27 protein-coding genes, 1 pseudogene and 1 riboswitch are annotated in these 26,833 nt (G+C 72.4%); of the genes and pseudogenes, 15 read left to right on the plus strand and 13 right to left on the minus strand.

Annotated features, from left to right (window positions below):
• Positions 1-7 precede the first annotated feature (7 nt).
• A complete protein-coding gene (locus L6E12_RS23835; protein ID WP_236230156.1) occupies positions 8-811 on the plus strand; it encodes a siderophore-interacting protein in 804 nt (267 codons plus the stop codon).
• Positions 812-856: 45 nt separating this feature from the next.
• Here the strand turns inward: L6E12_RS23835 and L6E12_RS23840 are convergent, their stop codons facing one another.
• Together L6E12_RS23840 and L6E12_RS23845 are read right to left on the minus strand one after the other, a co-directional pair.
• A complete protein-coding gene (locus tag L6E12_RS23840; protein WP_236230157.1) occupies positions 857-1,375 on the minus strand; it encodes a DUF402 domain-containing protein in 519 nt (172 codons plus the stop codon).
• A gap of 151 nt (positions 1,376-1,526) precedes the next feature.
• Positions 1,527-2,093: a DUF402 domain-containing protein gene (locus L6E12_RS23845; RefSeq protein ID WP_236230158.1), complete on the minus strand. Its 567-nt coding sequence runs from the start codon at positions 2,091-2,093 to the stop codon at positions 1,527-1,529.
• A gap of 125 nt (positions 2,094-2,218) precedes the next feature.
• Here L6E12_RS23845 and L6E12_RS23850 point away from each other — a divergent pair, with 125 nt between their 5' ends.
• The gene (locus L6E12_RS23850; protein WP_236230159.1) at positions 2,219-3,457 is read left to right on the plus strand and encodes a DUF5685 family protein; all 1,239 of its coding nucleotides are present in this window, start codon (positions 2,219-2,221) and stop codon (positions 3,455-3,457) included.
• A gap of 42 nt (positions 3,458-3,499) precedes the next feature.
• Positions 3,500-5,662: an excinuclease ABC subunit UvrB gene (gene uvrB / locus L6E12_RS23855; protein WP_308075160.1), complete on the plus strand. Its 2,163-nt coding sequence runs from the start codon at positions 3,500-3,502 to the stop codon at positions 5,660-5,662.
• A gap of 362 nt (positions 5,663-6,024) precedes the next feature.
• Here uvrB and L6E12_RS23860 read toward each other — a convergent pair whose 3' ends face one another.
• From L6E12_RS23860 to L6E12_RS23870, 3 genes are all read right to left on the minus strand, one after another.
• Positions 6,025-7,251: an MFS transporter gene (locus L6E12_RS23860; RefSeq protein ID WP_236230160.1), complete on the minus strand. Its 1,227-nt coding sequence runs from the start codon at positions 7,249-7,251 to the stop codon at positions 6,025-6,027.
• A 62-nt stretch (positions 7,252-7,313) separates the two neighbouring features.
• The gene (locus tag L6E12_RS23865) at positions 7,314-8,150 is read right to left on the minus strand and encodes an alpha/beta fold hydrolase (protein ID WP_236230161.1); all 837 of its coding nucleotides are present in this window, start codon (positions 8,148-8,150) and stop codon (positions 7,314-7,316) included.
• A gap of 54 nt (positions 8,151-8,204) precedes the next feature.
• Positions 8,205-8,390: a hypothetical protein gene (locus L6E12_RS23870; RefSeq protein ID WP_236230162.1), complete on the minus strand. Its 186-nt coding sequence runs from the start codon at positions 8,388-8,390 to the stop codon at positions 8,205-8,207.
• Between the two features lie 130 nt (positions 8,391-8,520).
• Here L6E12_RS23870 and L6E12_RS23875 point away from each other — a divergent pair, with 130 nt between their 5' ends.
• The 10 genes from L6E12_RS23875 to L6E12_RS23920 all read left to right on the plus strand — a co-directional run bounded on the left by L6E12_RS23875 (position 8,521) and on the right by L6E12_RS23920 (position 15,950).
• Positions 8,521-9,345, plus strand: coding sequence for a crotonase/enoyl-CoA hydratase family protein (locus L6E12_RS23875; protein ID WP_374201937.1), 825 nt, complete (start codon positions 8,521-8,523; stop codon positions 9,343-9,345).
• A gap of 76 nt (positions 9,346-9,421) precedes the next feature.
• Positions 9,422-11,131: an AMP-binding protein gene (locus L6E12_RS23880; protein WP_236230164.1), complete on the plus strand. Its 1,710-nt coding sequence runs from the start codon at positions 9,422-9,424 to the stop codon at positions 11,129-11,131.
• A gap of 55 nt (positions 11,132-11,186) precedes the next feature.
• Positions 11,187-11,753: a type 1 glutamine amidotransferase domain-containing protein gene (locus tag L6E12_RS23885; RefSeq protein WP_236230165.1), complete on the plus strand. Its 567-nt coding sequence runs from the start codon at positions 11,187-11,189 to the stop codon at positions 11,751-11,753.
• A 121-nt stretch (positions 11,754-11,874) separates the two neighbouring features.
• The gene (locus L6E12_RS23890; RefSeq protein WP_236230166.1) at positions 11,875-12,117 is read left to right on the plus strand and encodes a hypothetical protein; all 243 of its coding nucleotides are present in this window, start codon (positions 11,875-11,877) and stop codon (positions 12,115-12,117) included.
• Positions 12,118-12,171: 54 nt separating this feature from the next.
• Entirely contained in the window at positions 12,172-12,792 is a 621-nt protein-coding gene (locus L6E12_RS23895) for a CDP-alcohol phosphatidyltransferase family protein (protein WP_236230167.1), read from the plus strand.
• A gap of 48 nt (positions 12,793-12,840) precedes the next feature.
• A complete protein-coding gene (gcvH, locus tag L6E12_RS23900; RefSeq protein ID WP_236230168.1) occupies positions 12,841-13,221 on the plus strand; it encodes a glycine cleavage system protein GcvH in 381 nt (126 codons plus the stop codon).
• A gap of 201 nt (positions 13,222-13,422) precedes the next feature.
• Complete coding sequence (gene garA / locus L6E12_RS23905; RefSeq protein WP_110082387.1) at positions 13,423-13,878, plus strand: glycogen accumulation regulator GarA; 456 nt, start codon at positions 13,423-13,425, stop codon at positions 13,876-13,878.
• Positions 13,879-13,939: 61 nt separating this feature from the next.
• Positions 13,940-14,572 (plus strand): MerR family transcriptional regulator, encoded by a 633-nt coding sequence (locus tag L6E12_RS23910; RefSeq protein WP_236230169.1) that lies wholly within the window; start codon positions 13,940-13,942, stop codon positions 14,570-14,572.
• Between the two features lie 153 nt (positions 14,573-14,725).
• Positions 14,726-15,199 carry a bifunctional nuclease family protein gene (locus L6E12_RS23915; RefSeq protein WP_035286403.1) on the plus strand — a complete coding sequence of 158 codons (474 nt, stop codon included), beginning with the start codon at positions 14,726-14,728 and terminating at the stop codon, positions 15,197-15,199.
• A 169-nt stretch (positions 15,200-15,368) separates the two neighbouring features.
• Positions 15,369-15,950 (plus strand): MerR family transcriptional regulator, encoded by a 582-nt coding sequence (locus tag L6E12_RS23920; protein ID WP_052021668.1) that lies wholly within the window; start codon positions 15,369-15,371, stop codon positions 15,948-15,950.
• A gap of 8 nt (positions 15,951-15,958) precedes the next feature.
• Here L6E12_RS23920 and L6E12_RS23925 read toward each other — a convergent pair whose 3' ends face one another.
• Entirely contained in the window at positions 15,959-16,735 is a 777-nt protein-coding gene (locus L6E12_RS23925) for a GNAT family N-acetyltransferase (RefSeq protein ID WP_236230170.1), read from the minus strand.
• A gap of 76 nt (positions 16,736-16,811) precedes the next feature.
• Positions 16,812-16,912, plus strand: a riboswitch (glycine riboswitch).
• Between the two features lie 177 nt (positions 16,913-17,089).
• On the opposite strand from L6E12_RS23925, the gene gcvP reads away from it, so the two are divergent.
• The gene (gcvP, locus tag L6E12_RS23930; protein WP_236230171.1) at positions 17,090-19,963 is read left to right on the plus strand and encodes an aminomethyl-transferring glycine dehydrogenase; all 2,874 of its coding nucleotides are present in this window, start codon (positions 17,090-17,092) and stop codon (positions 19,961-19,963) included.
• A gap of 162 nt (positions 19,964-20,125) precedes the next feature.
• Here the strand turns inward: gcvP and L6E12_RS23935 are convergent, their stop codons facing one another.
• The gene (locus tag L6E12_RS23935; protein WP_236230172.1) at positions 20,126-20,323 is read right to left on the minus strand and encodes a hypothetical protein; all 198 of its coding nucleotides are present in this window, start codon (positions 20,321-20,323) and stop codon (positions 20,126-20,128) included.
• A gap of 234 nt (positions 20,324-20,557) precedes the next feature.
• Between L6E12_RS23935 and L6E12_RS23940 the strand changes: the two genes are divergently transcribed.
• Complete coding sequence (locus tag L6E12_RS23940; RefSeq protein WP_236230173.1) at positions 20,558-21,385, plus strand: aldo/keto reductase; 828 nt, start codon at positions 20,558-20,560, stop codon at positions 21,383-21,385.
• A 575-nt stretch (positions 21,386-21,960) separates the two neighbouring features.
• On the opposite strand, the pseudogene rnhA reads toward L6E12_RS23940, so the two are convergent.
• The 6 genes and pseudogenes from rnhA to L6E12_RS23965 all read right to left on the minus strand — a co-directional run.
• A pseudogene (gene rnhA, locus L6E12_RS23945) lies at positions 21,961-22,422 on the minus strand (ribonuclease HI); the annotation flags it as partial.
• Between the two features lie 51 nt (positions 22,423-22,473).
• A complete protein-coding gene (locus tag L6E12_RS23950; RefSeq protein WP_236230174.1) occupies positions 22,474-23,337 on the minus strand; it encodes a 3-methyladenine DNA glycosylase in 864 nt (287 codons plus the stop codon).
• Between the two features lies 1 nt (position 23,338).
• Positions 23,339-24,388, minus strand: coding sequence for a hemolysin family protein (locus tag L6E12_RS23955; RefSeq protein WP_236230175.1), 1,050 nt, complete (start codon positions 24,386-24,388; stop codon positions 23,339-23,341).
• Positions 24,385-24,507, minus strand: a complete 123-nt coding sequence (locus L6E12_RS34855; RefSeq protein ID WP_255683405.1) for a hypothetical protein — start codon at positions 24,505-24,507, stop codon at positions 24,385-24,387. The genes L6E12_RS23955 and L6E12_RS34855 overlap by 4 nt, the downstream gene beginning before the upstream one ends.
• Before the next feature lie 70 nt (positions 24,508-24,577).
• Entirely contained in the window at positions 24,578-25,906 is a 1,329-nt protein-coding gene (locus L6E12_RS23960) for a hemolysin family protein (protein ID WP_236230176.1), read from the minus strand.
• Positions 25,907-26,105: 199 nt separating this feature from the next.
• The gene (locus L6E12_RS23965) at positions 26,106-26,660 is read right to left on the minus strand and encodes a TIGR03086 family metal-binding protein (RefSeq protein ID WP_236230177.1); all 555 of its coding nucleotides are present in this window, start codon (positions 26,658-26,660) and stop codon (positions 26,106-26,108) included.
• Between the last annotated feature and the right edge of the window lie 173 nt (positions 26,661-26,833).

Raw genomic sequence — 26,833 nt, forward strand, 5'->3', positions numbered from 1 at the left:
TCTGCGCATGGCGAAGACCAACATGGCCGCGAACCGGGTCAAGCCCGCGAACGCGGAACCGCTGATCCTGCGCGTGCTGCGCAGCACCCGGATCTCACCCGGGTTCGTCCGGGTCACCTTCGGCGGGGACGACCTCGCCCGCTTCACCCCGATGGGCTTCGACCAGTGGTTCCGCCTGTTCATCCCGGTCTCGGACGACTCGCTGTCGAAGGTCCCCGACCGGTTGACCGCCGCGTCGTACGTCCGGCTGCTGGCGACGCCGCGGGCCACCAGGCCGATCGTGCGCAACTACACCGTCCGGGCCCACCGCGCCGAAGGGCCCGAGCTGGACGTGGACTTCGTGGTGCACGGGGACGGGCCCGCCGGGACGTGGGCCGGGAACTGCGCGGTGGGGGACCGGGTCGCCATCATCGACGAGGGGATCACCTTCGCGCCGCCGCCGTCGACCCGGGAGTTCGTGCTGGTGGCCGACGAGTCCGGGCTGCCCGCGGTGGCGGGTGTCCTGGCGTCGCTGGACGCGGGCGCGACCGGTCGCGCGGTGATCGAGGTCGGGGTGGCCGAGGACCGGCAGGACCTGATCGCGCCCGCCGGGGTCGAGGTCACCTGGGTCGTGCGCGCCGACCCGCACGCGGTCCCCGGCCGGGCCGCGCTCGCCGCCGCCGAGGCCCTGCCGGTGCCCACCGACCGCTTCCTCGGGTGGGTGGTGGGGGAGGCGGCGCTGGCGACCGGGCTGCGGCGGCACTGGGTGCGGGCGGGCGTGCCGAAGGAGGACATCGTCTTCTGCGGTTACTGGCGCGCGCCCAAGCGGTGACCCGCTCAGCGGGCCCCAGCGCGATCCCCGGCTTCGGGGCACGGCCTAGTACGGCGGCCAGACCTCGAAGATGTGCTTGTGGGCCAGCCACGACGACAGGTCGTGGCGGACCCGGCTCAGCTCCTCCAGTGTCTTGTGGACGGTGCACATCGCCAGGTCGGCGTCGCCGACGCGGAGGACCTGGCCCGCGACGGCGGCGGCGAACTCCTCCGAGCGGACGATGCGGGCCGTGGTGCCGCCGGGGGCGGCCAGGCCGAGCAGCAGGTCGGTGGTGCGCCAGTACCGGCCGTCGCGCAGCACGCGGACGGCGGTGAGCACGCTCGGACCGCCCTTGGCGTGCCGGGAGCTGGGTTTCTGCTGGGTCAGCCGGAGGTTGAGGTCCGGCAGCAGCCAGGTGATCTCGGTGTCGGAGAACGGGTCGTCCGGAGTGGTGTACTCCATCCGCAACCCCCACCGTTCGACCTGGCAGACGCGCAACCCGTGCGCCGTCCCCGACGAGAAGCTGCGTACCGCGGTGGCCGTGTCGACGATGTCGACAAGCTGCGGTGTGATGACCGTGCCCACGGGCCTGAGCGTAGTGGCGCGTTTCCGGGAGGCCATTGCCGGAATCATTTCGTTATGTCACGACTCGTACCCACCAAGGTCTCTTTCGAGCTAATTTACGCGATTCGACGGGACTCTCTGTTGACTTTAACGATGGCCAAACACTATCGAGTCAATCGATCCACGGGGGTGTGACACCCAGCGTGACCAGCCACGCATCCACATCATAACTCGAATGGGCTATACCATCGACCGTGCGGTATGTGCGTTCCATTGCTCGTTGAACGGTGGACGAGTCCAGCAGCCCGGCGCGGAATGCGGCCAGCAGTTCGTCGGTGTCCTCCACCCGCACATCCCGCCCGGTTCGCACGAGCACGTCCAGGTAAAGATCGACAGTGCGCCAGGTGGACCGGTCGTCGACCGAGATGTCCACGACGTCGAGGTAGAAGTCGTGCCCCAGGTCGACCCCCGGCCGCGGTCGCCACTTCGACACCCGCAGGCCGAGTTCCGGCAGCAGCAGCGACTGGAAGTGGGCGATCCGGGGGTGCCCGTCGACCGGGCGGGCCATGAACAGCCCCTCCGGCGTCTCGCGGTAGGTGTCGACCGCCCGCACGAAGCCCTTCGGGTCGGTGTTCGTCCGCGCCGCCGGGTCGAACAGCTCGACCTTCGGCGGGTGGACCTCGTGCCGGCGGTCGTCCCGGCGGGCGGCGGGGACGGGGACCGGGCGAGTGCGGGACATACCGCCATCGTGCCCACGCGGCGAGGTCGAGGCCCAGTCTTTTTGGCTGGTTCCGTGCCGCCGAACGGGTGATCGCCGCTATGCTCCGGCGCCGTTCGGTAGCGACGAGGTGAGGGGTCACCAGCGTGTTCGGAATCCTTCGGCCGTGCAGGCACCGGCTCTCGCCGACGCTGCGCACCTCCTGGATGGCCCACCTGTGCGGGCTGTGCCTGGCGCTGCGCGACGACCACGGGCAGCTTGCCCGCACCGTGACCAACTACGACGGCCTGGCGATCTCCGCCCTGGTCGAGGCCCAGTCGGCCGCGGTGGGCGGGCGCAGGGTGGCCGGACCCTGCCCGTTGCGCGGGATGCGCTCGGCGCCGGTCGCCGAGGGGGCGGGCGCCAAGCTGGCCGCCGCGGTGTCGCTGGTGCTGGCCTCGGCGAAGGTCGACGACCACGTCGCCGATGGCGACGGGCCGTTCCGCCGCCGCCCGGTCGCCGGGGTGGCGCGACGGGTGGCCGCGCGCTGGGCCCGCCAGGGCGAGCTGACCGGCGAGCGGATCGGCTTCGGCACCGCCGTCCTGCTCGACGCCGTCGGCCGCCAGGGCGAACTGGAGTCGAGCCTGCTGACCGGGTCGTCGGTGCTGCTGGCCACCGAGCCCACCGAGACCGCCACCGCCGCGGCGTTCGCCCACACCGCCGTGCTCACCGGCCGCCCCGGCAACGAGGCGCCGCTGCGCGAGGCGGGCAGGCTCTTCGGCCGGGTCGCGCACCTGCTCGACGCGGTCGAGGACCTCGACGCCGACGCCGCCGCGGGCGCCTGGAACCCGCTCGCCGCCACCGGCACCACCCTCGCCGAGGCCCGGCGGCTGTGCGACGACGCCGTGCTCGGCGTGCGGCTCGCGTTGAAGGAGGCCGAGTTCGACGACGGCAAGCTGGTGCACGCGCTGCTCGTGCACGAGCTGGGCGCCGCCGTGGTGCGCACCTTCGGGCACCTGGAGCTGGACCGCCACGCCCTCGACCCGCACGGCCCCGACCTGCACGGGCAGCCACCGCCCGGGTGGCAGGCGCCACAGGCCCCGCCCGGGTGGCAGCCGCCGCGGGACCCGAAGGCACCCAAGCACGGTGGTGGGCGCAAGCACGGCGGCCACCAGTGGGGCAGGCAGCGGGGCACCCTCGCGGGCTGCGGCGTGGCGCTCGCCCTGTGCTGCACCTGCCAGATGTGCTGCGCGGACCCCTACCACGACCCGTGGACGGGGGAGCCCAAGGAGGGCTTCTGCCACCGCTGCGACTGCTGTGACGCGTGCGACGGCTGTTGCGACGGGTGCAATTGCTGCGGTGAGGGGTGCAACTGCTGCGGTGACGGCTGCGGCTGCGACTGCTGAGCGGTCCGGTTTCTGTCGGGGGTCCGGCGTAACCTCGTCGGCGTGGCATTCGCGACCGAGCACCCAGTCCTGGCCCACTCCGAGCACCGCCCCGTCGGCGACATCCCCCGCGCCGACGGGAAGTTCCGCATGGTCGCCGACTACGCGCCCGCGGGCGACCAGCCCGCGGCCATCGATGCGCTGGAGAAGCGCATCCGGGCGGGCGAGCAGGACACCGTGCTGCTCGGCGCGACCGGCACCGGCAAGTCGGCGACGACGGCCTGGCTGATCGAGCGGGTGCAGCGGCCCACCCTGGTGATGGCGCCGAACAAGACGCTGGCCGCGCAGTTGGCCAACGAACTGCGCGAGTTCTTCCCGGACAACGCGGTCGAGTACTTCGTCTCGTACTACGACTACTACCAGCCCGAGGCGTACATCGCGCAGACCGACACCTACATCGAGAAGGACTCCTCGGTCAACGACGACGTCGAGCGGCTGCGGCACTCGGCGACGATGAGCCTGCTGTCGCGGCGGGACGTGATCGTGGTGGCGTCGGTGTCGTGCATCTACGGCCTGGGCACCCCGCAGTCGTACCTGGACCGCTCGATCGGGCTGACCGTCGGCGGCGAGGTGGAGCGCGACACGTTCCTGCGCGCCCTGGTCGACGTGCAGTACACCCGCAACGACATCGCCTTCGCCCGCGGCACCTTCCGGGTGCGCGGCGACACGGTGGAGATCATCCCGGCGTACGAGGAACTGGCCATCCGCGTCGAGTTCTTCGGCGACGAGGTGGACAAGCTGTACTACCTGCACCCGCTCACCGGCGACATCGTCCGCGAGTGCGACGAGCTGCGCATCTTCCCGGCAACGCACTACGTCGCGGGCCCGGAGCGGATGGAGCGGGCGATCCGGGCGATCGAGGCCGAGCTGGAGGAGCGGCTCAAGGACCTGGAGGGCAAGGGCAAGCTGCTGGAGGCCCAGCGGCTGCGGATGCGCACCAGCTACGACGTGGAGATGATGCGCCAGGTCGGCTTCTGCTCGGGCATCGAGAACTACTCCCGGCACATCGACGGCCGCGCCGCGGGCACCGCCCCGGCCACCCTGATCGACTACTTCCCGGACGACTTCCTGCTGGTCATCGACGAGTCGCACGTGACGGTGCCGCAGATCGGCGGCATGTACGAGGGCGACATGTCCCGCAAGCGCAACCTGGTCGACTTCGGCTTCCGGCTGCCCAGCGCGGTGGACAACCGCCCGCTGACCTGGGAGGAGTTCGCCGAGCGGATCGGCCAGACGGTGTACCTGTCGGCCACCCCCGGCCCGTACGAGATGGGCCAGACCGGCGGCGAGTTCGTCGAGCAGGTCATCCGCCCCACCGGCCTGCTCGACCCGGAGGTCGTCGTCAAGCCCACCGAGGGCCAGATCGACGACCTGGTGCACGAGATCCGCGAGCGCGCCGAGCGCGACGAACGGGTCCTGGTCACCACCCTGACCAAGAAGATGGCCGAGGACCTCACCGACTACCTGCTGGAGCTGGGCATCCGCGTCCGCTACCTGCACTCCGAGGTCGACACCCTGCGCCGCATCGAACTGCTCCGCCAGCTACGGCTGGGCGACTACGACGTGCTGATCGGCATCAACCTGCTCCGCGAGGGCCTCGACCTGCCCGAGGTCTCCCTGGTGGCGATCCTCGACGCGGACAAGGAGGGCTTCCTGCGCAGCGGCACCTCCCTGGTGCAGACGATCGGCCGCGCCGCCCGCAACGTCTCCGGCCAGGTCCACATGTACGCCGACAAGATCACCGACTCGATGCGCCACGCCATCGACGAGACCAACCGCCGCCGGGCCAAGCAGATCGCCTACAACACCGAGCGCGGCCTCGACCCCCAACCGCTGCGCAAGAAGATCAACGACATCCTCGACCGCGTGTTCACCGAGGCCGAGGACGCCGACGACCCGGTCCCGATCGGCGGCTCCGGCCGCAACACCTCCCGGGGCAAGCGCGCCGCGGGCGAGAAGGGCGGCGCCCGCAGCGCGGGCATCGTCGGCGAGCGCGACGTCAAGTCCATGCCCAGGGCCGAACTCGCCGACCTCGTCCAACAGCTCACCGACCAGATGATGAGCGCCGCCCGCGACCTCCAGTTCGAACTGGCGGGCCGCCTCCGCGACGAGATCCACGACCTCAAGCGCGAACTCCGCGGCATGGACGCGGCGGGCATCAAGTAGCGCAGCCCCCTGTGTCACCTCACCCGTCCGAGCTCGCGGTGGAGGTGGCACAGGGTTGCGCTAGCGGGGGTGTGCCCCGAGCGCCCGGCGCCTGCCCCGCGGTGGCGCGGTTCGGGTTCACCGGGTGTTGTCCGCTGTCCCACCACCGGGAGCACGTCGGCGCCCGCAGCCATTCCGGGCACCCGGTCGAGGTCAGGGCGGTCCGAGCGCGGTGCGTTCGTGCCGCAGCCCGGGGATGCCGATGGAGGGTTCGAGGCGGGCCGGTTCCTCGCGGCGGTCAGGGGTGCTGTCCGGTCTGCCGTGATCCGTCCACACCTCGCATCATGCCCTCGATCCCCGGTAGCGCGGACCGGACGGGACGGTCAGGTCACCGGCCGCGCGTCGCCCCGGGTCAGCGTGCGCAGGCTCGGTGAGCACAGGGCGCCTGCCACGGCGAGCACGACCAGGACCGCGAGCCCGCTCAGCGTCAGCGCAGTGCCGAAGCGGTGCGACAGCGGGCCGACCGCGATCTCCCCGATGGGGATGGCGACGAACGAGCCCGCCGCGTCGTAGGAGTAGACCCGGGCCAGGTGGTCCTGCGGCACGTTCTCCTGCAGCGCCACGTCCCAGGCGATGCCGAACTGCTCCACGGCGAACCCGCCGACGAAGTTGGCCACCAGCAGCGGCACCACCTGCGGCGCGTGCGCCAGGGTGAGCAGCGGCAGCGCCATCAGCGCCACCAGCGCGGTGCCGAACACCAGCGCCCGCCTCGGCTGCCACCGGCTCGCCAGCACCCCGCCGACCAGAGCGCCGACGGTCTGCGCGCCCAGCACGAACCCCCAGGCGAGCCTGCCGACGGTGGTGTCGGCCACCGAGGGGCCGAGCACCTGCATCCCGCCGACCACCGCCGCGTTGATCACCATCATCGCCGCGACCACCGACCACACCCAGGACCGCGCGGTGAACTCCCGCCACCCGGCGCGCAGGTCCGCCCACGGCCGGGTCGGTGCGTCGTCGTCGATCTCCGGTGCCCGGACCCGCGCGTAGAAGAACGACGCGACCGCGAAGGTCCCCGCCGCCACCGCCATCGCCCAGCCCGGTGAGGCCAGCGCCGCGAGCATCCCGCCCAGCGACGCCCCGGTGACCACGGCGGTGTTGATGCCCATCCGCACCAGCGCGTTCGCCTGCCGCACCAGCCCCGGTGGCACGGTCTGCGGGGTCAGCGCCGACGCGGCGGGCAGCGACGCCGCCGACACCGCGCCGTTGACCACGCTCAGCACCACCAGCAGCGGCACCGAGGCGAACCCGAGCAGCACCGCCGCCGCGGTCAGCGCCTGCGACACCGCCGCGGCCGTGCTCGCGCCCTGCAGGATCACCGACCGGGGCAGCCGGTCGGCCAGCACCCCGCCGAGCAGCAGCAGCGCCACGTTGGCGATCGACCGCGCCCCCACCACGATCCCCAGCGCCACCACCGACCCGGTCAGGTCCAGCACGGCGAACGCCAGCGCCACCGGCGCGATCGCGTTGCCGACGAACGTGGTGACCCGGCCGATGGCCAGCCTGCGGAACATCCCCTCGCGCAACGGCGCGAGGAACCCGTTTCCCCCCATGCGCGGAGTCTGGTGCAGCACCGGGGGGAGGTGTCAAATCCCGACCAACCGGACCCCGGGGTTCATTCCGCCCTGGCGGTGGCGGCGCCGGTCGCGGCGAAGCGCTCGTCGAGGAAGGCGGTGATCGCGGTGGTCAGCCGGTCTGGGTTGAACCGCAGCTCGACCGGGCTGCTCGCCTCGATGAACCGCGCGTCCGGCAGCTCGCCCGCCAGCATGTGCGCGTCGCCGAAGGGGTGGATCGGGTCGCGCTTGTGCCCGATCACCAGCGCGGGGACGGGGATCGCGGCGCGCAGCGTGGTGGGCGGGGCGATCCTCCCGAAGAAGATGCCGTGCACCGCCGCCGCCATCGCGGCGGGCTCCTGGTGCAGGGTCTCGGTCACGGTGTCCACCCACTGGTGCCCGCGCGGCACCCGGTCGGCCAGCCAGGCCACCGCGCGCACGGCGGGCGGCAGGAACCGGGCGGTGAACAGCAGCGGGGTGAAGGCCAGCAGCCCGGCCACGATCGCGTTGTCCAGCACCGGCATCTCCACGACCACGCCGAGCAGCCGCTCCGGGGCGGCCACCGCCACCTCCAGGGTGACGTTGGCGCCCAGCGAGGTGCCGCCGACGACCGCGCGCTCGACCCCCAGGTGGTCGAGCAGGCCGACGACCTGGGTGGCCCAGGTGCTCATGGAGTAGCGCCACGACTCGGTCGGGCGGTCGGACTCGCCGTGCCCCAGCAGGTCCAGGGTGACCACCCGGTACCCGGCGGCGGCCAGCGCCCTGGCCAGCGGGGCGTGCATGGTCCTGGTCATCAACTGGCCGTGGGTCAGCACGACCAAGCGGCCCCCGCCACCGAACTCGGTGTAGCGCAGGGTGTGCCCGGCGAAGGTGAACGAGTGCGCGCGCTCCACGGTCATCCCCTCAGGTTACCCGTCGGTAGGACCTTGTGGGAGCGGTGCCGCGGGCGGGGCTCAGTCCGAGTCGCGCCTGCGCCGCCCGCCGGGCTGGGCCTGCGGTTGCGGCGGTTGCGCGGCGGGCCGGGGGGTGGCGGCGGTCTCCCCCTCGGGCTGCTCGGTCGCGTCCTCCGCGCTGCCCGCGCGCATCTCGCGCAGCAGTTCGTCGAAGATCGGCGTGGACATCACGCTCTGGCTTGCCATCCGGGCTCCCCTCGTTCTGGCTCGCGTGCGCAACTTACCGGCCGGGCCCGACGGTCCACGGCCATTCGGGTCACTCGATCGGGTGCAACGGGGGTTGGTCTGGATGTTACCGATGGGTAATACTGCTTCCATGACGGAGAACCTGGTCTCGCTCAAGGTCGACGTGGCCGACCACATCGCCGAAGTCACCCTGCTCGGCCCCGGCAAGGGCAACGCCATGGGCCCCGACTTCTGGCGGGAACTGCCGCTGGTGTTCGGCGAGCTCGACGCCGACCCCGAGGTCCGCGCGGTCGTGCTGACCGGCAGCGGCCCGCACTTCTCCTACGGCCTCGACCTGCCCGCGATGATGTCCTCCTGGGGTGGCCTGCTCGGCGCCGACTCGCTGGCGGGCCCGCGCACCGACTTCCTCGCCCAGATCCGCGGCCTGCAGGACTCGGTGACCTCGGTCGCCGCCTGCCGCAAACCGGTGATCGCCGCGGTCAGCGGCTGGTGCATCGGCGGCGGGGTCGACGTCATCGCCGCCGCCGACATCCGCATCGCCAGCGCCGACGCCAAGTTCAGCGTCCGCGAGGTCAAGGTCGCCATCGTCGCCGACCTGGGCAGCCTGCAACGCCTCTCCGGCATCATCGGCGAGGGCCACCTGCGCGAACTCGCGCTCACCGGCAAGAACATCGACGCGGCCCGCGCCCAGCGCATCGGCCTGGTCAACGACGTCTACGACGACCAGGCCGCCGTCCTCGCCGCCGCCCGCGAACTCGCCGCCGAGATCGCCGCCAACCCGCCGCTGGTCGTGCAGGGCACCAAGGACGTCCTCGGCCAGGACCGCGACCGCCGCGTCGCCGACGGCCTGCGCTACGTCGCCGCCTGGAACGCCGCCTTCCTCCCCAGCAAGGACCTCGGCGAAGCGGTGCAGGCGTTCCTGGAGCGCAGGCCGCCGGAGTTCAAGGGGGAGTAGACGCCGGGGGAGTGGCGGGTGGCAGGCCGGTAGGGCAGGCTCGATCGCGGTTGTCGAGTCAACGAGGAGCAGAACCGTGCGCCAGGCCACCGACGAGTTCCGTGCCGCCCGCGACTTCCTGCTGGAGCACGGCGACGACTACGACCGCGCCTACGCCGAGTTCGAGTGGCCCCGCCCGTCGAGCTTCAACTGGGCGTTGGACTGGTTCGACGTCGTGGCCGCCGAGGAGCCCACCGCGAGCAGGCCCGCGCTGTGGATCGTCGAGGAGGACGGCACCGAGGGGAAGTGGACCTACGCGGAGCTGTCCCGCCGGTCGGACCAGGTGGCCAACTGGTTGCGCGGGCTCGGGGTGCGCCGGGGCGACCGGCTGGTGCTGATGCTGGGTAACCAGGGTGAGCTGTGGGAGGTCATCCTGGCCTCGATCAAGCTCGGGGCGGTGATCATCCCGGCCACCACCCTGCTCGCCGCCGCCGACCTGCGCGACCGGGTGGACCGCGGGCTGGCCAAGCACGTGGTGGTCCGGTCCGCCGACACCGCGAAGTTCGACGACGTGCCCGGGCACTACACCCGCATCGCCGTGGGGGAGCCGGTCGACGGGTGGGAGTCCTACGCCGATTCGACCGAGACCCCCGCGGGGTTCACCCCGGACGGGCCGACCGGGGCGGACGACACGCTGCTGCTCTACTTCACCTCCGGCACCACCGCCCGGCCCAAGCTGGTCGAGCACACCCACGTGTCCTACCCGGTGGGCCACCTGTCCACCATGTACTGGATCGGCCTGCGCCCCGGCGACGTGCACCTCAACATCTCCTCGCCCGGCTGGGCGAAGCACGCCTGGAGCAACGTCTTCGCGCCGTGGAACGCCGAGGCCACCGTCTTCCTCTACAACTACACCCGGTTCGACGCGACCGCGCTGATGTCCCGGATGGACCGGTGCGGGGTCACCAGCTTCTGCGCCCCGCCCACCGTCTGGCGGATGCTCATCCAGGCCGACCTCGGCCAGTTGCGGACCCCGCCGCGCAAGGTCGTGGGCGCCGGGGAGCCGCTCAACCCCGAGGTGATCGAGCAGGTGTCGAGGGCGTGGGGGGTGACCATCCGCGACGGGTTCGGGCAGACCGAGACCAGCGTGCAGGTCGCCAACACCCCCGGTCAGCCGGTGAAGGCGGGCTCGATGGGCCGCCCGCTGCCCGGGTTCCGCATCGCCCTGGTCGACCCGGCCACCGGCGACCTCGCCGACGAGGGCGAGATCTGCGTGGAACTGGCGTCCAAGCCGGTCGGGCTGATGGTGGGCTACGCCGACGACAACGAGCGCACCGCCGAGTCCATGCGCGACGGCTTCTACCACACCGGCGACGTCGGCTCCCGCGACGCGGACGGCTACATCACCTACGTCGGCCGCGCGGACGACGTGTTCAAGGCATCGGACTACCGCATCTCGCCGTTCGAGCTGGAGAGCGTCCTGATCGAGCACCCCGCCGTGGCCGAGGCCGCCGTGGTGCCGTCCCCCGACCCGATCCGGCTGTCGGTGCCCAAGGCCTACGTGGTGCTCGCCGCCGGGTACGAGCCCGACGCCGACACCGCCCGGTCCATCCTGGCCTTCGCCCGCGAGCAGTTGGCCCCCTACAAGCGGATCCGCAGGCTGGAGTTCGGCGAGCTGCCCAAGACCATCTCCGGGAAGATCCGCCGCGTCGAGCTGCGCGGGCGCGAGCGCGACGCCCACGCCGGGGCGGACGCACGGGTCGCCGGTGAGTTCACCGAGGACGACTTCCCCGACCTACGCGGATGATTAAGCGCCCCCCGGTCGGGAACCCCTGTGGGACAACCCGACCGGAAGGAGCACCATGTCGCCCCTCACCGACCGCAAGGTCGCGTTCCTCGTGGCCCCCGAGGGCATCGAGCAGGTCGAGCTGACCGAGCCGTGGAAGGCGGTCGAGAACGCCGGGGGCACCCCCGTGCTGGTCTCCACCGACAGCGGCACCGTGCAGGCGTTCAACCACCTGGACAAGGCCGACACGTTCCCGGTGGACAAGACCACCGCCGACGCCGACCCGGCCGACTACGCCGCGCTCGTGCTGCCCGGCGGGGTGGCGAACCCGGACTTCCTGCGCACCGACCCCGGCGCGGTCCGCTTCACCAAGACGTTCTTCGACACCGGCAAGCCGGTGGCGGCGATCTGCCACGCGCCGTGGACGCTGATCGAGGCCGACGTCGTGCGCGGGCGCCGGGTCACCTCGTGGCCCAGCCTGCAAACCGACCTGCGCAACGCGGGCGCGGAGTGGGTGGACCAGGAGGTCGTCGTGGACACATCCGACGGCTCCACACTGGTGACCAGCCGCAAGCCCGACGACCTGCCCCGGTTCTGCGAAACCCTCCTGGAAGTCCTGGCACAGGAGAAGGTTTCGCATTAACACCCCACACCCGGGACCTTAACAAGCGGTAACGCCTTTTGTGCGGACCGTTGCTAACGCGGGGTGCTTGGCTTCCGACATGCCGGTCGGAAGCCGGCCCCCGTGGCAGTGAGGACACGTGATGAGCGAGACGACGCAGATCGACGCACCGACCGACGCACCCCCCGCGATACCCGGCGGCCAGCCCGCACCCGGCACCGCGCGGTCCCTGCCGACCGCCCCGTGCAGCGTGGTGTGGAGCAACGGCCGCGCCTTCGTCCTCGAACCGCCCGTGTGGGTGGGCCTCGACGGGTACGGCAGGCTCGCCCGCCTGACCCCCGCCGCCCTCGACCGGCAGGGCTGGACCCACCACCGGGCCGACTGACCCGGACGGGCGACCGGCCGCCGGAGCGGGGCTCCCCCCGAATACGCTGCGGTCATGTCCGACGCGGCCCCCGGCCCCACCGACGACCCGGGGGAGCGACTCCCCGACCGGGTGCTCACCATCCCCAACGCGCTCAGCGTGCTGCGGTTGGCGGGCGTGCCGGTCTTCCTGTACCTGCTGCTGGGTCCGCGCGCCGACGGCTGGGCGATCGCGCTGCTGATGTTCAGCGGCCTGTCGGACTACCTCGACGGCAAGATCGCCCGCTGGCTCGACCAGACCAGCAGGCTCGGCGCGCTGCTCGACCCCGCCGCCGACCGGCTCTACACCCTGGCCACGATCGTCGCCTTCGTCCTGCGCGACATCGTGCCGTGGTGGGTGGCGGCCGTGCTGGTGGCCAGGGACCTGCTGGTGGCGGTGTGCATCGGTCTCCTCCGGCGGGGCGGCTTCGCCCCGCCGGAGGTGACCTACGTCGGGAAGGCGGCCACGTTCAACCTGATGTACGCCTTCCCGCTGCTGCTGCTCGCCCAGGGCGCCTCCACCGCCGCCACGGTCGCCCGCCCGATCGCGTACGCGCTGGCCATCTGGGGTGCGGGCCTGTTCCTGTACTCGGGGTTGCTCTACGTCGTGCAGACGCGCGCGGCACTGCGCCACCACCCCGGACCGGTCTGCATCTAAGCTCTCCGGAACCAGCCCGCGAGGCTCGTCGTGAGAGGGCGACCGAAGGTGATTCCCGAAGAACTGCGCTACACCGAAGAACACGAGTGGGTGGCGACCAAGACCGAGGTACTGGTCCGGGTCGGCATCACCGAGTACGCCCAGCAGCAGCTCGGCGACGTGGTGTTCGTCCAGCTCCCCGAGGTCGGCGAGCGGGTCGAGCAGGGTTCCCCGATCGGCGAGGTCGAGTCGACCAAGAGCGTCTCGGAGCTGTACGCCCCGCTCACCGGCGAGGTCACGGCGGTCAACGACGAGGCGGTCGAGGCGCCCGAGCTGCTCAACTCCGACCCCTACGGCGAGGGTTGGCTGGTGGAGATCACCATCGACGACCCCGACGCCGTGGAGGCCCTCCTCGACGCAGAGGGCTACCAGCCGCTGACCCGAGACTAGGTCGGCCGGGGTCCCCTGGTCAGGGGCCGGTTTCCCGGAGCCCGGTCCGGCGCCACACCGCGTGCGGTGCCGCCCGCGGCGCCGCGGGCGTGAGACGATCTTCACCCTTTCCCCGAGCAGCGGGGGACCACCGTCCGGGCGGTTGATCGCGCACGGTACGTTGGCACTGTTCAGCGAAGTACCAGCAGGAGGAGAGCTCAGGTGAGCACGAACGACGGGCCCGGCGTCCCGCCGGAGCAGTCTCCGGAACGGACTTCGGTCTTCCGGGCCGACTTCCTCGCCGACCCCGAGGCCCGCACCGAGGCCCCCGCCCCAGAGCCCGCCGTCGCCGGCGTGGACGCCCTGCCCGCCGGGTCCGCCCTGCTGGTGGTCAAGCGCGGCCCGAACGCGGGCTCGCGCTTCCTGCTCGACCGCGACACCACCAGTGCGGGACGGCACCCCGACAGCGACATCTTCCTCGACGACGTCACCGTCTCCCGGCGGCACGCGGAGTTCCGCCGCGAGGGCGGCGAGTTCGTGGTGATCGACGTGGGCAGCCTCAACGGCACCTACGTCAACCGCGAGCCCGTCGACCAGGCCGTGCTGGCCGGTGGCGACGAGGTGCAGATCGGCAAGTTCCGCCTGGTGTTCCTCACCGGCCCGGGCGCGGGAGCCTAGGGGTCGCCGAGTGGCGGGCGCGGCCGCGCGGCCGGAACGGGACGGGGCGAGCATCGGCGCGGTGCTCGAGCGCCTGCGCCCCGAGTTCCCGGACGTGACCATCTCCAAGATCCGGTTCCTGGAATCGGAGGGGCTGATCAGCCCGGAGCGCACGCCATCGGGGTACCGGCGGTTCACCGAGGCGGACGTGGCCAGGCTGCGCTTCGTGCTCGCCGCCCAGCGCGACCAGTACTTACCGCTGCGGGTCATCCGCGAGCAGCTCGACAACGGCCGCCCGCAGGCGCGGGCGGCCGAACCCGAGCCGGTGGACCCGCTGCCGGAGGGCGCCCGGTTGCCGCGCGCCGAGGTGCTGGCCAGGGCCGGGGTCGGCGACGACCTGCTCAGCGCCCTGGAGGAGTACGGCCTGCTGGCCGCCGACCACGACGGCCACTACGACGGCGGTGCGGTCTCCATCGCCCGCACGGTGGCCTCGCTCGCGGCCTACGGCATCGAGCCCAGGCACCTGCGGGCCTTCCGCGCCGCGGCCGAGCGCGAGGTGGGGCTGGTCGAGCAGGTGGTCGCCCCGCTGTACCGGCAGCGCGACCCGGCGGCCCGCGGTCGGGCCGACGAGGTGGCCCGCGACCTGGCAGACCTGTCGGTCGACCTGCACGCCCTGCTGGTCCGCGCGGGTCTGCGCAGGCTGACCGGGACATGAGTTCACCGCCCCGGCCCTTCCCGGTGTGACCAGATCAGAAGTGGAATGGTCGCGCACAGGGTCCGGATGGCGGGTAGCGTCGAGGCCGGGGATCGGCGATCCTCAAGGGATACGGGACGCCGATGCCCCATCGAGCGGAGGGAGGCGAGCCCGATGAGCGAGATGCGCGTCGTGGGTGTCCGGGTGGAGTTGCCCCAGAACCAGCCCATCCTGTTGCTGCGCGAGGCCGAGGGGGAGCGGTACCTCCCGATCTGGATCGGGTCGGTGGAGGCCACCGCGATCGCCCTGGAGCAGCAGGGGGTGCGACCTGCCCGGCCGCTGACCCACGACCTGCTCAAGGACGTGATCGGGGCGCTCGGCCGCGAGCTGGAGCAGGTCCGGATCACCGACCTGAAGGAGGGCACCTTCTTCGCGGAGCTGGTCTTCGACGGCGACATCCGGGTCTCGGCCCGCCCCAGCGACTCGGTGGCCCTCGCCCTGCGGGTGGGGGTGCCCATCCACGCCGAGGACTCCGTCCTGCAGGAGGCCGGGCTGATCATCCCGGACGAGCAGGAGGACGAGGTGGAGAAGTTCCGCGAGTTCCTCGACTCGGTCTCCCCCGAGGACTTCCGCGGCGCCGACACCTGAGTCGCGCCGCGCCCCGCGCGTCGCGTTGACCTCCCCGCGCGCCCGATTTACCGTCAGGAACGAGCAGTCGTCTCCGGTGGTGGGGCACGAGCGTGCGCCCCCGCACCGCCGACGCGCTCGGCCGACGGTTCCCCACAGCGGAACGGGCGGTCTCGTTCGCCGGCCGCCGATGGCCGGACGAGGGGAGGCAGGCGTGTTCGAGCAGGGTACGGACTCCGGGGAACAGGGTGAGCTGTTCCCGGACGCCTCGCTGCCGGACGAGCTGGTCGGCTACCGCGGTCCCGCCGCGTGCCAGATCGCGGGCATCACCTACCGGCAGCTCGACTACTGGGCCCGGACCGGGTTGGTGGTCCCCACCGTCCGCAGCGCCGCCGGGTCCGGGTCGCAGCGGTTGTACTCGTTCAAGGACGTCCTGGTCCTCAAAGTGGTCAAGCGCCTCCTGGACACCGGTGTCTCGTTGCAGAACATCCGAGTGGCTGTGGAGCACCTGCGCAAGCGGGGAGTGCGGGATCTGGCCAGAATCACCCTGTTCAGCGACGGCACGACTGTTTACGAGTGCACTTCGCCGGAAGAGGTTGTCGACCTGCTCCAGGGCGGGCAGGGCGTGTTCGGCATCGCCGTCTCGGGGGCGATCCGCGAGATCAGCGGCACGATCCACGAGTTCCCGGCCGAGCGCGCCGACGGCCTGGAGCTTGACCAGCCGAACCAGGACGAGCTGACCCGCCGCCGCAACGCCCGCAACGCGGGCTGAAACCGGTTTCAGTCCGGCAGCGTGTACGGCGTGGTCGAGGTCAGCCGCACGAAGCCCAGCCGTTCCAGGATCGGCCTGCTCGTCGGCAGCGCGTCCACGTGCAGGTACCGCACTCCCCGCGCCCGCGCCAGCTCCGCCCGGTGCGACACCAGCGCCCGGTAGACCCCGCGGCGGCGCCACCGCGGCAGCGTCCCACCGCCCCACAGGCCCGCGAACGCCGTCCCCGGGTAGTACTCGGTCCGCGCGGCGCTCACCGGCACCCCGTCGGCCACGGCGAGGAGCACGTCCAACCGCGACGGTGACTCCACGAGCTGCTCCAGCAGCCGCTCCCCGAGCCACCCGAACGGCGCCCCGAACGCCGCCTCGTGCACCTGCACCACCGCCTCGATCCCCGCCGCGTCGTGCACCGCCACCAGCGACACCCCGGCGGGCGGGGCGACCGCGGGCACGGCCGCGGCCTCGGCCACCATCACCGCCTCCACCTGCCCCGGCCGCAGCCCGGCCGCCACCAGGTGCACCGGCAGCGCCCGGAACCGGTCGTGGTGGTAGTGCTTCCACTCGCAGTCGCCCGGAAGCACCCGGAACCGGGCGACCTCCTCGGCGACCACCGCGTCCGCCGTCGTGGCGTCCACGTCGCACCACACCACCCCGGACCAGCCGCGGGGGCGCTTGTCCACGTGCCGGGTGACGTGCGGGGTGCGCTCGACCACCGCGTGGTCGTCCAGGGCGGGCAGGTCGCGGCGCAGGTCGCGGTCCAGGGCGGCGAGGGCGGCGGATGTGTCCATCCCCGCATCCGACCACGTCCCGGGCGGCGACGCGAGGTTTCGGCGCGTCCGCGGGTTAGACTCGCCGGGACGTCGACGAACCCGCGCGGGAGAGTCCGGGCGGCCCACCGGCCGCACCGGCGCCGAAGGAGCAAATCCTCCCCGGAACCTCTCAGGCAAACGGACCGCGTGGGTGAGGCGCCTCTGGAAAGCGGGTCGCCCGGGCATCGCCGGGTGACCCCGCCGAAGGTGCAAGTCCGCCACTGGCCGGACGAAGCTCTCAGGCGCCCGGGTGATCGGGCACGGACAGAGGGGGAGGGCCCAGGGCAGCGCAGCCCGCCCAGGCCCGACCCCGAAACCCGGAGGTAGCCCCGCATGACCAGTGACCGCATCCCCCTCGCCGCCCTGGAGCACGGCACCCCGTTCGCCGACCGGCACGTCGGGCCGCGCCCGGCCGAGCTGGCCCGCATCCTCGACGTCATCGGCGTCGGGTCGCTGGAGGAGCTGGCGCACCGCGCGGTCCCCGAGTCGATCCGCGAGGGCGACCTGACCCTGTCGCTGCCCGAGCCCGCCACCGAGCACGGGGCGCTGGCCGAGCTGCGCGCGCTCGCCGCCCGCAACACCACGCTGACCCAGATGATCGGCCTGGGCTACCACGGCACCCAGACCCCGCCGGTGATCCGGCGCAACGTGCTGGAGAGCCCCGCCTGGTACACCGCCTACACCCCGTACCAGCCGGAGATCTCCCAGGGCAGGCTGGAGGCGCTGCTGAACTTCCAGACCATGGTCGCCGACCTCGCCGGGCTGCCCACCGCGAACGCCTCGATGCTCGACGAGTCGACCGCTGCTGCCGAGGCGATGACCCTGCTGCGCCGCGGCGGCCGGTCGAAGTCGCCCCGGTTCGTCGTCGACGCCGACACCTACCCGCAGACCATCGCGGTGATCGAGACCAGGGCCGAGCCGCTGGGCATCGACCTGGTCGTCGCCGACCTGGCCGACGGGCTGCCCGAGGGCGAGTTCTACGGCGTCCTGCTGTCCTACCCGGGTGCGTCCGGCGCCGTCCGCGACCACGCCGCGCTGATCGCGGAGGCGCACGAGCGCGGCGCCAAGGTCGCCGTCGCCGCCGACCTGCTGGCGCTGACCCTGCTGCGCCCGCCGGGGGAGATCGGCGCGGACGTCGTCGTCGGCACCACCCAGCGCTTCGGCGTGCCGATGGGCTTCGGCGGCCCGCACGCCGGGTACATGGCGGTCGCCAAGGGCCTGGAGCGCCAGCTCCCCGGGCGGCTGGTCGGGGTGAGCACCGACGCGGACGGCGCCCTGGCCTACCGGCTGGCGTTGCAGACCCGCGAGCAGCACATCCGCCGGGAGAAGGCCACCTCGAACATCTGCACCGCGCAGGTGCTCCTCGCCGTGGTCGCGTCGATGTACGCGGTCTACCACGGCCCGGACGGGTTGCGGGCGATCGCCACCCGCACCCACCGGATGGCCGCCGTCCTGGCCGAGGGCCTGCGCGCGGGCGGCGTCGAGGTCGTGGCCGACGGGTTCTTCGACACCGTGACCCTGCGGGTCCCCGGCCGCGCCGCCGACGTGGTGGCCGCCGCCCGCGACCTGGGCGTCAACCTGCGGCTGACCGACGCCGACCACGTGGGCGTCACCACCGACGAGACCACCACCCGCGCCCACCTGGAGCTGGTCTGGCGGGCCTTCGGCGTGTCCGGCGACGTGGACGCCCTCGACCTGCGCACCGCCGACGCGCTGCCCGCCGCGCTGCTGCGCGAGTCGGCGTACCTGACGCACCCGGTGTTCTCCGCGCACCGCTCCGAGACCGCCCTGCTGCGCTACCTGCGCGCGCTGTCGGACAAGGACGTGGCGCTGGACCGGAGCATGATCCCGCTGGGGTCGTGCACGATGAAGCTCAACGCCACCGCGGAGATGGAGCCGATCACCTGGCCCGCCTTCGCCGACCTGCACCCGTTCGCCCCCGCCGACCAGGCCGAGGGCATCCTGCGGGTCGTGGCGGACCTGGAGCGCTGGCTGGCCGAGCTGACCGGGTACGACGCGGTGAGCCTGCAACCGAACGCGGGCAGCCAGGGCGAGTTCGCGGGCCTGCTGGCCATCCGCGCCTACCACCGCTCCCAGGGCCACGGGGAGCGCGACGTCTGCCTGATCCCGTCGAGCGCGCACGGCACCAACGCCGCCAGCGCGGTCATGGCCGGGATGCGCGTCGCCGTGGTCAAGTGCGACGACTCCGGCAACGTCGACCTGGACCACCTGCGGCTCATGGTCGAGGAGCACAAGGCCGACCTCGCCGCGATCATGATCACCTACCCGTCCACGCACGGGGTGTACGAGGACACCGTCCGCGAGGTGTGCGGGCTCGTGCACGACGCGGGCGGCCAGGTCTACGTGGACGGCGCCAACCTCAACGCGCTGATCGGCCTCGCCCGCTACGGCAAGTTCGGCTCCGACGTGTCGCACCTGAACCTGCACAAGACCTTCTGCATCCCGCACGGCGGCGGCGGCCCCGGCGTCGGCCCGATCGGCGTCCGCGAGCACCTCGCGCCGTTCCTGCCCAACCACCCCCTCCAGCCCACCGCGGGCCCGGAGACCGGGGTCGGCCCGATCAGCGCCGCCCCCTGGGGTTCGGCGTCGATCCTGCCGATCTCCTGGGCCTACGTCCGGATGATGGGCGCCGACGGCCTGCGCCGCGCCACCCTGACCGCGGTCGCGGCGGCCAACTACGTCGCCAGGGTCCTCGACGAGCACTACCCGGTCCTCTACACCGGCGAGGGCGGCCACGTCGCCCACGAGTGCATCCTCGACCTGCGCCCGATCACCAAGGCCACGGGCATCACGGTCGACGACGTCGCCAAGCGCCTCGCCGACTACGGCCTGCACGCCCCCACGATGTCGTTCCCGGTCGCGGGCACCCTCATGGTCGAACCCACCGAGAGCGAGGACCTCGCCGAGATCGACCGCTTCTGCGACGCCATGATCGCCATCCGCCGCGAGATCGACCAGGTCGCGGCGGGCGACTGGCCCCGCGACGACAACCCGCTGGTCAACGCCCCGCACACGGCGGCGTCGGTCACCGGCAAGTGGGACCACCCGTACAGCCGCGAGGAAGCGGTCTTCCCCGCAGGCACGGCGGCCCCGAAGATCTGGCCCCCGGTCCGCCGCATCGACGGTGCCAAGGGCGACCGCAACCTGGTCTGCTCCTGCCCGCCGATCGAGGCGTTCAGCGGCTGAGGGAGCGGCTCGGGTCCGCGGTGCGCACCGCGGACCCGAGCCGACCCCCGGAGTGTGTGGACGGACCCGACCCGCGGCGGCGCCTGCCGCGGGCGGTCCTCAGCGCACGCACCGGTTGATCAGGCGGTGCGCGCGGTCTGTGCTGGTCGGTGCTGGTTCGTGCTACGCCCTGGCCAGGCTGTAGCGCTCCTTGACGGAGTCCGAGTGCACGACCCGGACATCGAGGGTCGTGCCGACCTCGACGGTCTCGCCGTACAGCAGGCCGTGGGTGCCGTTCGGGTGCTCGACGAACGAACCGAACGGTGCCACGTCCACGACCGTGCCGGTGAAGGTCTCGTCGACCTGGGGGAACATGCGCATCTCACCTCCTCTCACGCGCGAGTCCACTCAGGACTTCCAGCGCGCGGGGGAGGCCCCCGGATCACGTCAGTGCCGGGCGACCGTTCTGTGTGCGGCGCGAGGCCGACCCGGCAGTCATGCCGCCACTCTATCGGGGGACATCTCACAAGGGGAAGCCCACGGGGAAGTTTCAGGTGGGGGTCGTCGTTGGTAAGCCGGGAGAGAGACCAACGCGATCCGGAGGTTGCACACTCGATGTCCACAGTCCCCAATGTCACCCTCAACGACGGCACCACCATCCCGCAGCTCGGCTACGGCGTGTGGCAGGTCCCGCAGGACGAGGTGACCGCCGCCGTGACCACCGCACTGGAGGCGGGCTACCGCGGCATCGACACCGCGGCGATCTACGGCAACGAGGAGGGCACCGGCGCCGCCATCGCCACCGCGGGCATCCCCCGCGAAGAACTGCACGTCACCACCAAGCTGTGGAACTCCGAACAGGGCTACGACTCCACCCTCCGCGCCTTCGACGAGAGCATGTCCAAGCTCGGCCTGGACTACCTCGACCTGTACCTGATCCACTGGGCTTCGCCCCGCCGCGACAAGTACGTCGACACCTTCAAGGCCTTCGAGAAGCTGCGCGCCGACGGCCGGGTCCGCTCCATCGGCGTCTCCAACTTCCACGTCCCGCACCTGGAGCGCCTGCTCGCCGAGACGGACGTGGTCCCGGTGGTCAACCAGATCGAGCTGCACCCCAACCTCCAGCAGGCCGAACTGCGCGCCTTCCACGAGAAGCACGGCATCGCCACCGAGGCATGGAGCCCCCTGGCCTCCGGCCAACTGCTCAAGGACGAGGCCATCGCCGCGATCGGCGAGAAGTACGGCAAGTCCACCGCCCAGGTGATCCTCCGCTGGCACCTGGACCTGGGCAACATCGTCATCCCCAAGTCGGTCACCCCCGACCGCATCCGAGCCAACATCGACGTCTTCGACTTCACCCTCGACGACGACGACCGCAAGACCCTGGCGGGCCTGGACAACGGCACCCGCACCGGCCCCAACCCGGACACCTTCGAGGGCTGACCGACCCCCGCTGCCGCCGGGCAGGCCAACGGCCTGCCCGGCGGCAGGCCACGTCGAACCCATCGGCGCAGCGAAAGCCGGCCACCCCCGAAACCGTCGGCCCGGCTACGGAAATGCCCGGGTGGGTGGATGTGCTTGGGTGGGGGTAGCGATCATGTGCAAGCCTGCTTGGGCTGTGGGGCATCTCTTCAGCCCCACTCGGTCACACTGGGCGCATGATCGCTGTAGGGGCCCCGCCCGAGCAGATCCACCCACCCGGGCACCCGCGACAAAATCCCGGCCCTTGAGCCAAAGCACGCGGCCCGGGTTCAGCGAAGCGGACCCACCCGGCAGCGCGATCCCGCGCTTCAACGGTGGTAATCACACCTCCCGCCCCCGGTGGCAATCGCACAAGGCTCCCCATTCCGCTTGGTCACTCCACACTGGACCGCCGGATCGTGCACGTGGCACAACCCGGAAGGCCGAGGCGTGACCGGACACGGCGTCCCCTTCTTCGTCACCGCCCGGCAAGCCCCCTCCCCGATCGGCCCGGGCTCCCGCTTCTTCCGCTCCACCGCGACAGGCCGCTCCTCCACCACCGGCAACCCGGCCGCCCGCATCGCACCCTGCAACCCCTTGAGCGCCAACCGGTCCGCCCGCTCGTTCTCCGGGTGTCCACTGTGCCCCTTCACCCAGTGCCACTCGACCTCGTGCTCGCCCACCAGTTCGTCCAACCGCTGCCACAGGTCGACGTTCTTCACCGGCGTGTTGGTCGAGGTCATCCACCCGCGCTTGCGCCACCCCGCCACCCACTGCGTGATCCCGTTCCGCACGTAGGTGCTGTCGGTGTAGATGGCCACCGGCACCTTCCGGGTCAGGCTCTCCAGCGCCCGGATCGGCGCGGTCAGCTCCATCCGGTTGTTGGTCGTCGTCGTCGCCTCGCCACCGCACAGCTCCCGTTCGTGCCCGCCGAAGCGCAGCACGGCACCCCACCCGCCCGGCCCGGGGTTCGGGATGCACGCGCCGTCGGTGTAGATCTCCACGTTGCTCTCAACCACACCGGCACCGTACCGGCAGCCCCCGGTGCCCGGGGGAATCCATCCACAGGCTCAGCCGAGCAGCCTGTCGCAGACCTCGATCAGGCGGGTGCGCAGCGGCGCCGCGCGGCGGGCGAAGTCGGCCTGGAGTGCGGCGTAGGCCCGGCGGCCCTCGGCGGTCTCGATGCGCACGGGGGAGTAGCCCAGCTCGGACAGGTCGTACGGGCTCGCCCGCATGTCCAGCGCCCGCACCTCCAGCGCCAGCTCGAAGCAGTCCGCCACCAGTTCCGACGGCGTGTACGGGTCCAGCTTGTACGACCACTTGAACAGGTCCATGGTCGCGTGCAGGCACCCCGGCTGCTCCATCGCCTGCTGGCCCTCGCGCGACGGCGACAGGGTGTTCAGCGGCCGGGCGGGCTCGGTGAAGAACCGGAAGGCGTCGTAGTGCCCGCAGACGATCTTCTGCGCCTCCACCACCGCGTCCGTGCCCTGGGGGCCCAGCCTCAGCGGCCAGCCCACGTGCCGGACCTGCTCCTCGGGCTGGCGGTAGACCATGGCCCACTCGTGCAGGCCGAAGCAGCCCAGCCGGGGCGGTCGGGAGGCCGTGGCCCGCAGCAGGCCGCGGACGAACTCGGCGGTGCGCACCCGCGACTCCGGCAGTTCGGTGCTCACCGCGACCCCGTCCGGCGTGCGCCGGTAGGTCTTCCACCGCAGGTACTCCTCGGCCCGCGGCCCGGCCAGCGCGACGCCGACGCCCGGGTGCCAGCGCTCCAGGTGGGCGGGCCGGTGCGAGTAGTAGGTGAACAGGAAGTCCAGGACCGGGTGCTTCTCGCCGAGCGCGCGGCGGCGCACGTGCGGTTCGGTCCACCGCCGGACCCGCCGCTCGTGCGCCGCCCTGCGCTCCAGCCAGTCGGCTTCCGCCAGCACCTCGGGCACCTCAGGTGCCGTTGCTGATGTGCGTCCCGTCCCGTACGACACCCACGTACTCCTCGAGCAGGTCCTCCAGTGCCACGACACCGAGCACCGTACGGTCCGCCGACACGGCCTTCGCCAGGTGGCTCTGCGCCCGGCGCAGGGCGGCCAGCGCCTCGTCGAGGTGGGAGTCGGCGGGCAGCTCGGGCAGGCCGCGGACCCGAGCCCAGGGCAGGCGGGTGTCCGGGGCGGCGTCGACCAGGTCCAGCAGGTCCTTGACGTGCACGTAGCCGTTGAGCGTGCCGTCGGGCATCCGCACCGGGAACCGGGAGAAACCGGTCTCGGCCACCGCCGCCTCCACCTCGCCGACGGTCGGCGGGTGCGGGACCGTCTTGATCTCGTCCATCGGCACCAGCACCTCGGCCACCGTGCGCTCGGCCGAGTTCAGCGTGTTGGTCAGCCTGCGGTGCTCGGAGTCGTCGAGCAGGCCCTCGGCGCGCGACTCGGCGATGAGGGTGGCCAGTTCGTCGGAGGTGTAGGCGTTCTCCAGCTCGTCCCTGGGGACCACGTCGAACAGCCGCAGCACCGCCGTGGACGCCTTGGTGAACAGCGACAGCAGCGGGCGGACCAGCTTGCAGAAGGCGAAGTGGACCGGCACCAGGGCCATGGCCGCCCGCTCCGGCCCGGCGATGGCCAGGTTCTTCGGCACCATCTCGCCGAGCACGGTGTGCAGCGTGACCACCACGCCCAGGGCGATCGCGAACGACACCCCGTGCACCACCGCCTCCGGCAGCCCGAGGGCGCCGAACGGGCCCTCCAGCAGGCTGGCGATGGTCGGCTCGGCGAGCGCGCCCAACCCCAGCGAGCACACCGTGATGCCCAGTTGCGCCCCCGCGATGAGCAGCGGCAGCTCCCGGCTGGCCTCGACGGCGACCCCGGCGCGGGTGGCGCCCTCGCGGGCCAGCGCCTCCAGCCGGTCGCGGCGCGCGGTGATGATGGCGAATTCCGCCCCGACGAAGAACGCGTTGCCCAGCAGGAGGACGAGTGTGGCGAACAGGGCGAGGAAGTCGCTCATGCGTGGGCCTCCAGCCGGTCGTGGCGCGCGGTGATGATGGCGGCTGTGACACGGCCGACGAAGAACGCGTTGCCCAGCAGCAGGACGAGTGTGGCGAACAGGGCGAGGAAGTCGCTCATGCGTGGGTCTCCACCCGGTCGTGGTGCGCGGTGGTGACGCGGTCGGGGACGGCCGCGGCGGGGGAGTCGCTCACGCGGTCACCCCCTGGCGGGGGAGCCGGGCCACGCGCAGCTCGGCGATCCGGTGCCGGTCCATCCGCATGACCGTGATCCGCCAGCCGTCCAGCCGGATCTCGTCGTTGACCTCGGGGATGCGGCCCAGCCTGCTCAGCACCAGGCCCGCGACCGTCTCGTACTCGCCCTCGGGCATCCGGAACCCGGTGGCGTCGGCCAGCTCGTCGTCGCGCAGCAGGCCCGACACCATCCAGCTCTCCCGGCCCAGCGGGCGCACCGGGTTGACCTCGCCGCGGTCGTGCTCGTCGCGGACGTCGCCGATGATCTCCTCGACCAGGTCCTCCAGGGTGACCAGGCCCGCGGTGCCGCCGTACTCGTCGACGACCACCGCCACCTGGAGGCCCGACCCGCGCAGCCGTTCCAGCAGCACGTCGCCGTCGAGGGTCTCCGGGACGGTCGGCACCGGCCGGGCCAGCGACGCCACCCGGGTGGTCGCGCGCACCGCGGACGGCACGTTGAACACCTGCTTGACGTGCACGACGCCGCGGATCTCGTCCAAGTCGCCGCCGTGCACCGGGAAGCGGGAGTGCCCGGTCGCCCTGGCCAGCTCGATCAGGTCGAGCACGGTGGCGTCCGCGCGCAGCGCCTGCACCTGCACGCGCGGGGTCATCAGCTCGTCGGCGGTGCGGTCGCCGAAGCGCAGCGACCGGCTCAGCAGCGTGGCCGTGCCGGTGTCGATGGTGCCCGAGGCGGCGCTGGAGCGGACCAGGCCGCCCAGCTCCTGCGCCGAGCGGGCCGAGCGCAGCTCCTCCTGCGGCTCCACGCCGAGCCTGCGCACGACCCAGTTCGCCGACCCGTTCAGGCCGTTGATCAGCCAGCGGAACACCGAGGAGAACACCGCCTGCATCCCGGCCACGGCGCGCGCGGTGGGCAGCGGCCTGGCGATGGCCAGGTTCTTGGGCACCAGTTCGCCGAAGACCATCGACAGCGCGGTGGCCACCAGCAGCGCGATGACGATCGCGACCGCCTCGACCGCGCCCGTCGGCAGGCCGGTCCACGCCAGCGGCGGCTCGATCAGGTTGGCGATGGCGGGTTCGGCGACGTACCCGGTGACCAGGGTGGTGATGGTGATGCCGAGCTGGGCGCCGGAGAGCTGGAACGACAGCGTCCGGTGCGCCTTGGCGATGGCCACCGCGCGCCGGTCACCGACCTGCTCGACGTGGGAGTCGACCTGGCTGCGTTCGAGGGTGGTCAGGGAGAACTCGGCGGCGACGAACAGCGCGGTGCCGAGGGTGAGGGCGACGACGACCAGCAGGCCGAGGACGCTGACCAGGAAACCGGTCACCGCGCACCCCGCTCGGTTCCCGGGTCGGTATGGTCGCCGGGCCCGTCGCCCGGCCCGCTACTGCGACCGGGTGATGCGGACTCGCGTGCGGACGACTTGCGCACGGAAGAGGTGCTCCTCGTGTCGGGTTGTTCTGAACCCACCCAGTCTACGGCCAATTTGTGAAGATCCGTTCACCACAGTGGCCCGCCCGACGGGCTCATCCGCGCCACCCGGGGTCGCGGCCGAGCAGGGCGACAAGGCGATCGGCGGGCGGGGCGCCGTCGGCGACGTCGACCTCGGTGTCGAAGATCTGCCCCCGCCACTGCTCGACCTGCCCGCTGAACTCCTCGATCAGCGCCTCGGCCAACCCGTCGTCGATCTGCGGGTCGACACCGACCGCCCGCGCCAGGTCCCAGCCGTGCACGGCCAGGTCCAGGGTCATCTGCCAGCGATACTCGGTGGCGGGGGAGTCGCCTGCGGACAGGTGCACGGTCCGGTCGTCCGGGATGCCCCGCCAGGCCCGCGCCGCTCCCGCGTTCGCCCGCTCCCAGGCCGCGACCGGGTCCGCGCCCAGGACGTCGCCGTCGTAGCGGTCCCCGACGTCGTCGACGGTCTCGCCGCGCAGCAGGTGCGGCACCCACAGCTGTTCGGCGGTCAGGTGGTTGAGCAATTCCCGGGTCGTCCAGTCCGAACAGGGTGTCGGGGCGTCCCAGTCCACCACCTGGTGGACGGCGCGGTCGGCGATCTCCCGGGCGGTGTCGAGGTGGCTCACCCCCTCAGTCCAGCGCAGCGCCACTCTGCCCGCCACTCGGCCCGCCGCCCTGCCCAGGACCGTGCCCCCTGGTCCGCGCGGCCAAGGCGCCCGCACCCGCCGCCGCGAGCTGCCCGGCGGCGACCAGCGCGATGGCCGCGCCCGCGCCGGTCGCGGGCACCAGCCCGCCGCCC

It is taken from the genome of Actinokineospora sp. PR83, assembly GCF_021056305.1.
Classification (GTDB): Bacteria; Actinomycetota; Actinomycetes; order Mycobacteriales; family Pseudonocardiaceae; genus Actinokineospora; species Actinokineospora spheciospongiae.

What these genes read in the sequence shown, in the direction of transcription:
- L6E12_RS23835 (WP_236230156.1), top strand. Translation starts at nt 8, where the DNA reads ATGGCGAAGACCAACATGGCCGCGAACCGGGTCAAGCCCGCGAACGCG.
- L6E12_RS23845 (WP_236230158.1), bottom strand. Translation starts at nt 2,093, where the DNA reads ATGTCCCGCACTCGCCCGGTCCCCGTCCCCGCCGCCCGCCGGGACGAC.
- L6E12_RS23860 (WP_236230160.1), bottom strand. Translation starts at nt 7,251, where the DNA reads ATGGGGGGAAACGGGTTCCTCGCGCCGTTGCGCGAGGGGATGTTCCGC.
- L6E12_RS23865 (WP_236230161.1), bottom strand. Translation starts at nt 8,150, where the DNA reads ATGACCGTGGAGCGCGCGCACTCGTTCACCTTCGCCGGGCACACCCTG.
- L6E12_RS23870 (WP_236230162.1), bottom strand. Translation starts at nt 8,390, where the DNA reads ATGGCAAGCCAGAGCGTGATGTCCACGCCGATCTTCGACGAACTGCTG.
- L6E12_RS23875 (WP_374201937.1), top strand. Translation starts at nt 8,521, where the DNA reads ATGACGGAGAACCTGGTCTCGCTCAAGGTCGACGTGGCCGACCACATC.
- L6E12_RS23885 (WP_236230165.1), top strand. Translation starts at nt 11,187, where the DNA reads ATGTCGCCCCTCACCGACCGCAAGGTCGCGTTCCTCGTGGCCCCCGAG.
- L6E12_RS23890 (WP_236230166.1), top strand. Translation starts at nt 11,875, where the DNA reads ATGAGCGAGACGACGCAGATCGACGCACCGACCGACGCACCCCCCGCG.
- L6E12_RS23895 (WP_236230167.1), top strand. Translation starts at nt 12,172, where the DNA reads ATGTCCGACGCGGCCCCCGGCCCCACCGACGACCCGGGGGAGCGACTC.
- L6E12_RS23915 (WP_035286403.1), top strand. Translation starts at nt 14,726, where the DNA reads ATGAGCGAGATGCGCGTCGTGGGTGTCCGGGTGGAGTTGCCCCAGAAC.
- L6E12_RS23920 (WP_052021668.1), top strand. Translation starts at nt 15,369, where the DNA reads ATGGCCGGACGAGGGGAGGCAGGCGTGTTCGAGCAGGGTACGGACTCC.
- L6E12_RS23925 (WP_236230170.1), bottom strand. Translation starts at nt 16,735, where the DNA reads ATGGACACATCCGCCGCCCTCGCCGCCCTGGACCGCGACCTGCGCCGC.
- gcvP (WP_236230171.1), top strand. Translation starts at nt 17,090, where the DNA reads ATGACCAGTGACCGCATCCCCCTCGCCGCCCTGGAGCACGGCACCCCG.
- L6E12_RS23935 (WP_236230172.1), bottom strand. Translation starts at nt 20,323, where the DNA reads ATGCGCATGTTCCCCCAGGTCGACGAGACCTTCACCGGCACGGTCGTG.
- L6E12_RS23940 (WP_236230173.1), top strand. Translation starts at nt 20,558, where the DNA reads ATGTCCACAGTCCCCAATGTCACCCTCAACGACGGCACCACCATCCCG.
- L6E12_RS23955 (WP_236230175.1), bottom strand. Translation starts at nt 24,388, where the DNA reads ATGAGCGACTTCCTCGCCCTGTTCGCCACACTCGTCCTCCTGCTGGGC.
- L6E12_RS34855 (WP_255683405.1), bottom strand. Translation starts at nt 24,507, where the DNA reads ATGAGCGACTTCCTCGCCCTGTTCGCCACACTCGTCCTGCTGCTGGGC.